The 11,377-nt window shown below is 67.7% G+C and carries 10 protein-coding genes; 7 read left to right on the forward strand and 3 right to left on the reverse strand.

What is annotated here, in order from left to right; all coding sequences use genetic code 11:
* The first annotated feature begins 130 nt into the window (after nucleotides 1-130).
* The 7 genes from ACWCIA_RS21480 (at nucleotide 131) to nadC (ending at nucleotide 8,299) form a co-directional block, all read left to right on the forward strand.
* The gene (locus ACWCIA_RS21480; protein ID WP_454166518.1) at nucleotides 131-1,057 is read left to right on the forward strand and encodes an alpha/beta fold hydrolase; all 927 of its coding nucleotides are present in this window, start codon (nucleotides 131-133) and stop codon (nucleotides 1,055-1,057) included.
* Entirely contained in the window at nucleotides 1,054-2,007 is a 954-nt protein-coding gene (ldcA, locus tag ACWCIA_RS21485) for a muramoyltetrapeptide carboxypeptidase (RefSeq protein ID WP_454166519.1), read from the forward strand. Before ACWCIA_RS21480 ends, ldcA begins: the two co-directional genes overlap by 4 nt.
* Nucleotides 2,008-2,430: 423 nt before the next feature.
* Entirely contained in the window at nucleotides 2,431-4,050 is a 1,620-nt protein-coding gene (locus ACWCIA_RS21490) for a DUF6345 domain-containing protein (RefSeq protein ID WP_454166520.1), read from the forward strand.
* Nucleotides 4,051-4,054: 4 nt separating this feature from the next.
* Complete coding sequence (locus ACWCIA_RS21495) at nucleotides 4,055-4,465, forward strand: pentapeptide repeat-containing protein (RefSeq protein WP_454166521.1); 411 nt, start codon at nucleotides 4,055-4,057, stop codon at nucleotides 4,463-4,465.
* Nucleotides 4,466-4,590: 125 nt separating this feature from the next.
* Nucleotides 4,591-6,192 (forward strand): ABC-F family ATPase, encoded by a 1,602-nt coding sequence (locus ACWCIA_RS21500; protein ID WP_454166522.1) that lies wholly within the window; start codon nucleotides 4,591-4,593, stop codon nucleotides 6,190-6,192.
* A 110-nt stretch (nucleotides 6,193-6,302) separates the two neighbouring features.
* Nucleotides 6,303-7,436, forward strand: a complete 1,134-nt coding sequence (gene nadA / locus ACWCIA_RS21505) for a quinolinate synthase NadA (protein ID WP_454166523.1) — start codon at nucleotides 6,303-6,305, stop codon at nucleotides 7,434-7,436.
* Nucleotides 7,433-8,299: a carboxylating nicotinate-nucleotide diphosphorylase gene (gene nadC / locus ACWCIA_RS21510; protein WP_454166524.1), complete on the forward strand. Its 867-nt coding sequence runs from the start codon at nucleotides 7,433-7,435 to the stop codon at nucleotides 8,297-8,299. Before nadA ends, nadC begins: the two co-directional genes overlap by 4 nt.
* Nucleotides 8,300-8,353: 54 nt before the next feature.
* Here nadC and ACWCIA_RS21515 read toward each other — a convergent pair whose 3' ends face one another.
* The 3 genes from ACWCIA_RS21515 to ACWCIA_RS21525 form a co-directional block, all read right to left on the reverse strand.
* Entirely contained in the window at nucleotides 8,354-9,409 is a 1,056-nt protein-coding gene (locus ACWCIA_RS21515; RefSeq protein ID WP_454166525.1) for an alpha/beta fold hydrolase, read from the reverse strand.
* Nucleotides 9,406-10,326: an NAD-dependent protein deacetylase gene (locus ACWCIA_RS21520; RefSeq protein ID WP_454166526.1), complete on the reverse strand. Its 921-nt coding sequence runs from the start codon at nucleotides 10,324-10,326 to the stop codon at nucleotides 9,406-9,408. The genes ACWCIA_RS21515 and ACWCIA_RS21520 overlap by 4 nt, the downstream gene beginning before the upstream one ends.
* 91 nt (nucleotides 10,327-10,417) lie before the next feature.
* Nucleotides 10,418-11,314 (reverse strand): DMT family transporter, encoded by an 897-nt coding sequence (locus ACWCIA_RS21525; protein WP_454166527.1) that lies wholly within the window; start codon nucleotides 11,312-11,314, stop codon nucleotides 10,418-10,420.
* Nucleotides 11,315-11,377: the final 63 nt, after the last annotated feature.

Raw genomic sequence — 11,377 nt, forward strand, 5'->3', positions numbered from 1 at the left:
CCTAAAAATGCTATGCTGGTTTCGCGCTGCCCGAATGGCTGCGCAGTGGCTGCAGTGGCCGCAGCGACAGGAGACCAGCCTTGTACCCACACGCACATCGGCGCCCGCCATCGGTGCCGGTCCAGATGCCATGCCGACGCTGACCGCCAACGGCATCCGCATCGCCTTCGACACCGCGGGGGACGCCAAGTCCACGCCGGTGCTGCTGCTGCACGACCTGGGCATGCAGCTCACGGCCTGGCCCGACGAATTCGTCGACGGCCTGGTCGAGCTGGGTTTCTACGTCATCCGTTTCGACCACCGCGATTGCGGGCTGTCCACCAAGTTCGAGCGGGGCGGCAGGCCGAACCGCGCCTGGAACTGGCTCAAGTCCACCCTGAAGCTGCCCCTGCGCGCGCCCTATGGCCTCGAGGACATGGCCATGGACGCCCTCGGCGTGCTGTCGGCGCTCGGGATCGCCAGGGCGCACCTGGTCGGGGTCGCAATGGGCGCGATGGTGGCGCAAATCCTGGCGGCGCGCCATCCGCAGCGCGTGCTCAGCCTCACCTCCATCATGTCGAGCAGCAGCCGGCGCGGCCTGCCGGGCCCGACTCCCGAAGCGCGCCTGGCCATGCAGCGCCGGCCCGCCAACCCGAACGACGTCGAGGCCATCGTCGACGCGTCGGTCGCGCTGTGGCAGGCGATCGGCAGCCCGGCCTATCCGACCCCCGAAAAGCAGTTGCGGCGCCGCGCCGCGCGCGCCCTGCGGCGCTGCCATTGCCCGGCCGGGGTGGCACGCCAGATGCAGGCGGTCGCCGCGGCGCCCGACCGCAGCGCGCTGCTGCGCTCGATCACCGTGCCGACCCTCGTCATCCATGGCGCCTGCGACCCGGTGGTGCCGCCGGCCTGCGGCGCCGACACGGCGGCCCAGGTGCCGGGCGCCCGCTTCGAGCTGATCGAAGGCATGGGACACGATTTGCCGGTCCAGCTCAACGAGCGCCTGCTCACCTTGATCGACTTCCATGCGCGCGGTAAGATGGCGCCGGACTCAACACCGCGCCTCTTCGTCAAACAGTGACCCATTTCTCTTTCGGTAACGCCTCGGGCCAGACCTTCCGCAATGCTCCCGGCGTCGCCATCGTCGCGCCTGCGGGCTGCGTCCCGGACCCGCTCGCGGTCGAACGCGGCATCGCCCGCCTCGAAGCCTATGGCTGCCGCGTGCACAATTACTACGACCATCAAGCCATCCACCAGCGCTTCGGCGGCACCGACGAGGCGCGCCTGGCCCAACTGTATGCCGCGGCCGACAACCCGGAGGTCCAGGTCGTGATGGCGGTGCGTGGCGGCTATGGCCTGACGCGCCTGCTCCCGAGCATCGACTTCGAACGCCTCGCGGCCAGCGGCAAGCTGTTCGTCGGCTATTCGGACGTCACCGCCCTGCAGATGGGCCTGATGGCGAAGGCGGGCGCGCTCAGCTATGCAGGGCCGCTCGTCGCCGGCGACTTCGGCGCGCCCGAGGCGGTCGACTTTACGCTGGAGAATTTCTGGCAGTGCCTGGCCGGCCCGACCCATACGATCATCGAAGCCGCCTCCGGCAACCCCTGCGTGGACGTGCGCGGCACAGTCTGGGGCGGCAACCTGGCCATGCTCTGCTCCCTTATCGGCACCGAATGGTTCCCGCGCGTCGAGGGCGGCATCCTGTTCGTGGAAGACATCAGCGAGCACCCCTACCGGGTCGAGCGCATGCTGCTGCAGCTGATGCAGGCCGGCGTGCTGGCGAGTCAGCAGGCCCTGGTGCTGGGCGATTTTTCCGGCTACAGGCTGGGCCCGCTGGACAATGGCTACGATTTCGAACCCATGGTCGCCTACCTGCGCGAGGTGCTGCCGATTCCCGTGATCACCGGACTCTCCTTCGGCCACATCGCGCGCCGGGTGACGATTCCCTTCGGCGCGACGGCCAGCCTGGTCTCGCACGACGAGGGTTTCAGGCTGACCCTCAGGGATTATCCGACCCTGGCCCTGGGCTGAGGAGAGCCAGGGCAGGGGCGGCAACGGTTCGAACGGCGCACGCGGGTGCGCCCTTGCCGTTCAGGCCACTGCCAACGCGACGCCCCCACCGGGCTCCTTTGCTTGCCCTGCGCCTCTTAGGCGCCGGCAAATGACCTCGCGGAATGTGCGTCATGCTCCCGGCGCGATTTGAGGCACCTCAATCGCAGGCGGGATGCGCTTCCTATACTCCACCTTCATCAAGAACGGCACCGCGCCTTTATGGCAGTGGCCGCCGACACCAGTGCCGATTGCCAGCTCGCCCTCCCCGGGCGGGACGGACGCGGAGCGCCAGGTGGTGCAAGAGGCAGATGCGGGGGCGGCCTGGCTGCGCCTGCCTGCCTGGAGGAGAACATCATGCCGGATACAGCGACGACACAGCAGTCACGATCCCACGAGCTTACGATGGCGCTCATGGGCATGGAAGACCCGATCATGGCGGAAACCCAGCGCGCGGAAATGCCGCGTGGCGGCGCGCACGTGCACGGCGAATTCAGCATCGAGAAGTTCTGCGAGGCTGGCGCGCTTACCTACACGCACGAGGACGCCCAGGGTTTCTGGGAATACCTGAACAAGTTTCATCCGACGAATTTCTGGTACCGGGACGACGGGGTGCGGGCCTGGGCTTACTACGAGGAGTTCGACAACTGGCAGGACACCTACGGCATGGACGCCGCGCTGGCGGTCTACCATTCCGGGCACGGCGGCATGGACGCGAACGGCGTGTTCTATGTGCCGATGGGCGCGAATTGGGGCGGCCTGGGCTGCACGGCCACCTCCGCGAACATGCGCATCGGCAACGAATACGCGCGCTACATCTTCTGGTCGACCTGCGAGTCGCTGCGCGTGCTCTCGGGACACAGCCCGATCCGTACCTGGGGCAACCAGCCCAGCCCGGGCTTTCGCATGATGTTCGGCTTCGAGACGGTCAGCTGGGACAATCCGAACTATGGCAAGAATTTCTGGAAATACTGGAACAACGGCAAGGAATCGCTGGGCACCGCCTGGCTGAAGGGGAGCTGGGACATCGCCCACGACCAGGCGCCCTCTGTCGTCGCCTGCGGCGCCACCGCGGAGGAAGCGAAGAACCGCGTCTTCAACGAAAACAAGCTGGAGTGGGGCGCGGTGAGCCACGCCTACTGGTGGTGGCGCTGGTACAACGTGGCGCGTTCGGCGCGCGCCGCCAGCCGCCGCATCCCGCGCGAGGCCCAGCTGGCCCTGCTGCGGCCGGCGGCCGCGAGCCTGGTCGAGCCCGGGCAGTTGGCCGACCGGTTCGGCTTCGCAGGCAAGGGACTGGCCGCCCAGCAGGACGGCAGCTTCCTTGCGCACAGCGGCGAGCGGCTCATTGCGCGCGACGAGCGCGGCGCCGTCGACGTGCGTTTCGCGCTGCCCAACCTCGACAACGAATCGGCGCTGCCGCTGGCGCGCGCGCGCAACCTGGCCGAGGACGCCATTCGCCAGTTCGACCTGGATCCCGGCAACAGCCTGGTGTTCGACCGCGTGCTGCTGTCGCAATCGGCCGGCGCCTCGCTGGCCGGCGACGGGCGGATCGAGCCGGGACACACCAGCGAGACCATCTTCCAGTATCGCCAGGTGATCAGCGGCATCCCGGTCATCACGCCGGACGCCGGGATCGTCCGGGTCGGGGTCGGTAACGACGGCAGCATCACGACGCTGCACAGCTCGCTGCGCGAGGTCGAGGGCCTGTCCTCGCAGGCCCGCACGGTGCCGCCGCAACCGCCCGAAGCGGGCCGCGGCGACGGCCCGGACATCCCGCGGCTGGTGGCGGGGGCAAGCGACGACGACGTCGACGCGCTGCTCGCCTCCGCCGTCGGCACGCGCCTGCGCGCCCTGGTGGCGGGCGGCGCCAACATCAACGGCGTCGAGAACGTTCCCGGCACCACCGAAGTCGGCTACCACTTCCACAACGGTTCGGGCGAGCTGGTGGCGCGCAAGGGCATCGAGGTCGATTTCGGCGGCGGCTACCGCAAGCGCTACTGGGTGCAGCAGACCATCTTCGGCTGATGCGATGACCCGCGATGAAGTACTGGGGCTGTGCCGCGCGGGCGCGGCCCTGTCGCTCAACGGCGCCGACCTCGCCGGCGCCGATCTCCACGGCCTGCCGCTCGCCGGCGCCGACCTTTCCTACGCCATGCTGGACGGGGCCAGCCTGCGCGGGGCCGACCTGCGCGGCGCGATCCTGTGGGCGGCGCGCGCACGCCGGGCCGACCTGTCGCAGGCCAACCTCGAAGGCGCGAAGCTGGGCACCGCCGACCTGTCCGGCGCCGACCTGCGGGGCGCCAGGCTGCAGGGCGCGTCCCTGACCGGCACCAACCTGCGCCAGGCCGACCTGCGCGGCGCCGACCTGCGCGGCACCCGGCCCGACCCCTCGCTCTGCCAGGGCGCGGCCGTCGACCCGGGGTGGCCGCCGCCTCCCTGATTCCCGGCGCGGCCAGCCCAGCCGCCGCCGTAAAACTGCCCTGGCAGGCTGCGCCGGCGCCTGCGCCGTCCTCGCGGCGTGCTAAAATACGCGGTTAATCGAAAACTCCGCTAGAGGTCCTACCAGTGCTCAGTACAGCCAATATCACGATGCAATTCGGCGCCAAGCCGCTGTTCGAAAACATCTCCGTCAAGTTTGGCGAGGGCAATCGTTACGGCCTGATCGGCGCGAACGGCTGCGGCAAGTCGACTTTCATGAAGATCCTCGGCGGCGACCTCGACCCATCGGCCGGCAACGTCAGCCTCGACCCGGGCGAGCGCCTCGGCAAGCTGCGCCAGGACCAGTTCGCCTACGAAGACGTGCGCGTGCTCGACGTGGTCATGATGGGCCACACCGAATTGTGGGAAGCGATCGCCCAGCGCGACGCCATCTACGCCAACCCGGAAGCGACTGACGACGACTACATGCGCGCGGCCGAGCTCGAAGGCAAGGTCGCCGAATACGACGGCTACTCGGCCGAAGCGCGCGCCGGCGAACTGCTGCTGGGCCTGGAAATCGCGAGCGAGCTGCACCATGGCCCGATGAGCGCCGTGGCGCCCGGCTGGAAGCTGCGCGTGCTGCTGGCCCAGGCCCTGTTCTCGAACCCGGACATCCTGCTGCTCGACGAGCCGACCAACAACCTGGACATCAACACGATCCGCTGGCTCGAAGACGTGCTGAACCAGCGTAACTCGACGATGATCATCATCTCGCACGATCGTCACTTCCTGAACCAGGTCTGCACCCACATCGCCGACATGGACTACGGCACGCTGAAGGTCTACCCGGGCAGCTACGACGACTACATGCTGGCCTCGACCCAGGCGCGCAACCAGCAGCTGGCGAACAACGCCAAGGCCAAGGAAAAGGTCGCCGAACTGCAGGACTTCGTGCGCCGCTTCTCGGCCAACAAGTCCAAGGCACGCCAGGCGACCTCGCGCGCCAAGCAGATCGACAAGATCAAGATCGAGGAATTCAAGCCGTCCTCGCGCGCCTATCCGTTCGTGCGCTTCGAAGGCGAGAAGAAGCTGCACCGCCTGGCCGTCGAGACCGAGGGCCTGACCAAGTCTTACGACCGCACGCTGTTCAAGAACTTCTCGATCATGGTCGAGGCGGGCGAGCGCATCGCGATCATCGGCGCCAACGGTGCGGGTAAAACCACGCTGCTGCGCTGCATCGGCGGCGAAGACATCACCGGCCTGTCGGCCGACCATGGCCGCATCAAGTGGGCCGAGAACGCGAACGTCGGCTACATGCCGCAGGATCCGACCGAGGAATTCATGAAGGACGACATCCTGACCGACTGGATGGGACGCTGGACGAAAGAAGGCGACGACGACCTGGCCGTGCGCTCGATCCTGGGGCGCCTGCTGTTCGGCGGCGACGAAGTCAAGAAGTCGGTGCGCGTGCTCTCCGGCGGCGAAAAGGGCCGCATGATGTACGGTAAGCTGATGCTGGGCCGCCACAACGTGCTGCTGCTCGACGAACCGACCAACCACATGGACATGGAATCGATCGAGTCGCTCAACATCGCGCTCGACAAGTACGAAGGCACCCTGATCTTCGTCTCGCACGACCGCGAGTTCGTCTCCTCGCTGGCCACCCGCGTGCTCGAAGTGAAGGAAAACGAAGTCGTCGACTTCCGCGGCACGTACGAGGAATACCTGACGAGCCAGGGCATTGCCTGATTTTGTGTTGTATTGAACGGGGCCCGCTCCCCGTAGGGTGGACGGCTCTGCCGTCCACGCGTTCAACACGTCGCGACTCTGTCGCTACGCTAATGTGAGACCAACATCGCATGAACATCCTGCCGATCAAAACCTACGAATACGACCACCCGCAAGGCGGCAATGCCTGCACGGCGCAAGCCTGGGCACGTACTCCCGAACAGCCGTCGCCCGCCGAAAAGGCCGAGCTGAAGGAACGCATCCGCCGCCTCCTGAAGGAAAAGGAAGCGGTGCTGGTCGCCCACTACTACGTCGACCCCGAACTGCAGGACCTGGCCGAGGAGACCGGCGGCTGCGTCTCCGACTCGCTCGAGATGGCGCGCTTCGGCCGTGACCACCAGGCAAAGACCCTTGTCGTGGCCGGCGTGCGCTTCATGGGCGAGACCGCCAAGATCCTGAGCCCCGAAAAAACCATCCTGATGCCGGACCTGGAAGCGACCTGTTCGCTCGACCTCGGCTGCCCGGCCGACGAATTCGCCGCCTTCTGCGACCAGCACCCGGACCGCACCGTCGTCGTCTACGCCAACACCAGCGCAGCAGTCAAAGCGCGCGCCGACTGGATGGTGACCTCGTCGATCGGCCTGGACATCGTCAAGCACCTGCACGAGCAGGGCAAGAAGATCCTGTGGGCGCCGGACCGGCACCTCGGCTCGTACATCCAGAAGCAGACCGGCGCCGACATGCTGCTGTGGCAGGGCTCGTGCATCGTGCACGACGAATTCAAGGGCATCGAACTCGACCTGCTCAAGGCCGAGCATCCGGACGCGAAGGTGCTGGTGCACCCCGAGTCCCCAAGCAATGTGGTGGCCCAGGCCGACGTGGTCGGTTCGACCACCCAGCTGATCAACGCCGCGCAGACGATGGATGCGACCACCTTCATCGTCGCCACCGACAACGGCATCCTGCACAAGATGCGCATGGCGGCGCCCGGCAAGCACTTCATCGAAGCGCCGACCGCCGGCAACAGCGCGACCTGCAAGAGCTGCGCCCACTGCCCGTGGATGGCGATGAACGGCCTGAAGAACCTGGCCGAGGTGCTGGAGTCCGGCGCCAATGAAGTCTTCGTCGACCCGGCCATCGGCCGCGAAGCCGTGCGCGCGATCGACCGCATGCTCGACTTTGCCGCCGCCAAGAAGGCGAAGGCGCTGCCGACCGGCGCGCTCGAGCAGAACACCCAACTGTTTTCGAATGTGGGGCCGGCATGACTACCCTCCGTAATCCCCACGACGCCTTCGACGACAAGCTGCAAGCATCGTTCGAGCAGAACATCCTCGCCGCGCTGCTGGAAGACGTTGGCACCGGCGACCTGACCGGCATGCTGGTTCCTCACCCGGCACGTGCTCATGCTCGTGTCCTTGTGCGCGAAGCCGCCGTGCTGTGCGGCGCGCCCTGGTTCGAGGGCGTGATGCTGGCCGTCGACCAGGACATCGAGATCGACTGGCAGTATGCCGAGGGCGACATGATGACGGCCGACTCGGTGGTCTGCACGATAGCCGGTTCGCCCCGTTCGCTGCTGACGGCCGAGCGCGCGGCGCTGAACTTCATGCAGCTGCTCTCGGGCGTGGCGAGCGCCACGCGCAAGTATGTCGACGTGATCGCGGGCACCAGCGCGGCCATCCTCGACACCCGCAAGACGCTCCCCGGCCTGCGCCAGGCGCAGAAGTACGCGGTGCGCGTCGGCGGCGGCAAGAACCAGCGCATGGCCTTGTACGACGGCATCCTGATCAAGGAAAACCATATCGCGGCGGCCGGCGGCGTGACGCGCGCGCTGGAAAACGCGAATGCGCTCAATGCCGGCGTCAGCGTGCAGATCGAAGTCGAGACCATCGCCCAGCTGGAAGAAGCGCTGGCGGCGGGCGTCAAGTCGGTGCTGCTCGATAACTTCAACCTCGACATGATGCGCCAGGCGGTGCAGGTCAACGGCGGCCGGGCGCTGCTCGAGGCGTCGGGCGGCATCAACATGGAGACGGTGCGGGCGATTGCCGAAACGGGCGTGGACCGGATTTCGATCGGCAGCTTGACCAAGGACGTGCGCGCGACGGATTATTCGTTGCGGATCGTCGGGTAAGCAGGTAGGTTGCTTGGAAGAGATGGGCGGGTTATCCCGCCCATTTTTTTGCGGTCAAACCCCGCTTTCGCTTGCCCGGGCGAGCGCCTCCGCCCGCGGACTGCGCAAAGCCACCGGCTCGCCGACCTGCGCCGCAATCGCATCGACCGCCGCCACGATCTGCTCGGGATGCGCGTAATGCACCATGTGGCCCACCCCCGGCATCAGGTGCAGCTCGCTCGAGCCCCGGCGGTCCTGGATCTCCTCGTGCAGCCGCTCCGAGGCTTTCGACGGCGTGACCACCTTGTCCTGGGTGCCGACCACGATCTGCACCGGCACCTGCAGCCGCTCGATGCGCTGCGACAGCGAGCGTGCCGCCGGGATCATCAGCGCCGCCTCGGCCGCGGCGGCGCGCACCTGCTTCGGGCGCAGCGCCATCCAGGGCGAGAGCTGGCGGAAGCGCTCGGCCACCGGGCGCGGCGCAAACATGTGCTTTGTCGTCAGCGGCCACATCAGGCGCGCGAACAGCGGCGTGATCGTGTGCCGCATCAGGTCGCCGATGATGGGGATGGCGGGCGGCGCCGCGACCGGCACGTCCAGGCGCAGGGTCGGGTAGTAGTAACCGGAGAGCAGCACCAGGCCGCGCACGGCGTCCGGCACCTGCAGGCCCATCGCCAGCGCCACCATCGATCCCCAGGAATGCCCGAGCACGATGGCGGAGTCGATCTTCAGCTCCTGCATTGCATGGTGCAGCAGGCGCGCCTGGGCGTCCGGCGTCCAGAGCGTGGTCCGCGGGCGCTCGCTGTAGCCGAAGCCGGGACGGTCGAAGGCGATCACGCGGTAGCGCTCGCTGAGCTTGTCGACCAGCCCGCTGTATTCGAAATCGTTGGCGTACACGCCATTGCCGTGCAGGAGCACCAGCGCCGGGCCGCTGCCGCGTTCGAGATAGTGCAGGCGCACGCCGTCGACCTCGACGAATTTGCCGCGCGGCGGGTTCTCCTGCTCGGCCTGGGCGGTCTTGCCGCGTACGAACAGCCAGGAGGCGGCCAGCCCGAGGCCGGCCACGATGGCGCGCTGGGTCCAGCGCTGGCGTGAGTCAACAGCTCTGACATCCTTGAGCGATCTTGTCAAAGTACTCCCCTTTGTCGGATGAGGCCGATCGGAACCGGCATGGTGTGCGCGTCGAGCAGTTGCACTACCCTCGGCAGCAGTTGCTCGGCGGAGGCCTCGATTTTCAGCGAGATCAGGTCGTCGGCACGGGTGCGGCCGAGGTTGACGGCGGCGATCGGCTTGCCGGCGTGGGCGGCCATCCGGCAGAAGCGAAAGCCGGAATACACCATCAGCGAGGAGCCGACGACGAGCAGCGCGTCGGCCGCTTCCATCTGCGCCAGCGCCAGGGCCGTGCGGGCGGGCGGCAGGGTATCGCCGAAGAAAATCACGTCGGGCATCAAGGTGCCGCCGCAATGGGTGCAAGCCGGCAGCTGGAAATCCTCGAGCGCTTCGGGTTCGATGTGGGCGTCGCCGTCGGGCAAGGGCGTGGCCATGGCGCCCGCCAGCAAGGGGTTCGCCTCGACCAATTGCGCCTGCACGGAGGCGCGCGGCACGCGCGACCCGCAGGCCAGGCAGTTCACCGAGTGGATATTGCCGTGCAGCTCGAGCACGGCATGGCTGCCGGCCTGCTGGTGCAGGCCGTCGACGTTCTGGGTGAGCAGGGAGCCGATCCGTCCGGCGGCCTCGAGCGCGGCCAGGGCTGCGTGCCCGGCGTTCGGGCGGGCGCGTGCCAGCACCGGCCAGCCGACCATGCTGCGCGCCCAGTAGCGGCGCTGCACGGCCTGCGAGCGCCGGAATTCGGGACCCTGGATCGGCTCCCTGCCGCGGCGTACGCCGTCGCGGTCGCGGTAATCGGGAATGCCGGACGCGGTGGACAGCCCGGCCCCGGTCAGCACCAGCGTTTTCGGATGGCGTTCCAGGAAGTCCGCGAGCGCGGACGCGCTGTCGCGTACTTCGCTGTCGCATACTTCATTGTATTGCGTAAAACCTTCGGCCATCGTGCGTTCTCCATTCGGATGGGATCGTAGCACCCTTGCCGGATCAGCCAGAACACGATTCCGTGGAGGACGATGTGCCGCGGAAAGGTCCTCAGCGCGCCGAGACCGCGATCCCGCCCACGATCAGCAGGAAAGCCAGCGCATGGTAGAGGTGTGGCGCCTCGCCGAGGAAGGCGGACGACAGCAGGGCCGTGAACAGCGGCGTCAGGTTCACGAAAAAAGCGCCGACCGTCGGCCCGGCCCGCTGCACGCCCGCACCCCAGGCGCGCATGGCGAGGATGGCCGGCCCGATCGCGACATACAGCAGGGCGGCTGCCACCGGCCAGCTCCAAGCGATGTCGACGCCCTTGATGGCCCATTCGGCGCCGCTCAGGCCGGCCGACCACAGCACGCCGAAGGCCACCTGGGCCAGCAGGAAGGCGGCCCAGTCGCCGCGCAATGCCGGCACGTCGCGCTGCTGCATCAAGAGCCAGCTGTAGAAGGCCCAGGCGATGGTCGCCAGGATCATGTAGAGGTCGCCCGGCACCAGGCGCAGGGCCGCCAGCTGTGCGAATTCTCCCCGGCACAGCACGACCAGCACGCCGGCGATCGAAAACACGGCGCCGGCGACCTGCTTGCCCCTGACCGGCACGCCGAAGAACAGGCGCCCGACCAGCAGCATCCAGACCGGCATGCCGGAGGCGACCAGGGTCACGTTGATCGGCGTCGAGGTTTGCAGGGCGAGGTATTGCAGCGAGTTGTAAAGGCCGATGCCAAGCAGGCCGAGCATGCTGTAGCGGCGCCAGTTGGCCAGCACGCCGTTTTCAGGCTTCAGGGCGGCGCGCCCCAGCGGCAGCAGGATCAGGAGGGCGATGGTCCAGCGCAGCAGGTTGAGCGTCATCGGCGGCACCGCCTCGCGCACGAGGCGCCCGACGATGGCGTTGCCGGCCCAGAGCGCGGGTGCAGTGGTGAGCAGCAGGGCGGTGGAGGTGGTGAGCTTGGTTTTCATGGATGCATGGAGCACGGCCCGCAGGGTTGCGGGCCGTGTTCAGGATAAGGGAAACCCGCCGGA

It is taken from the genome of Massilia sp. SYSU DXS3249 (assembly GCF_053668055.1).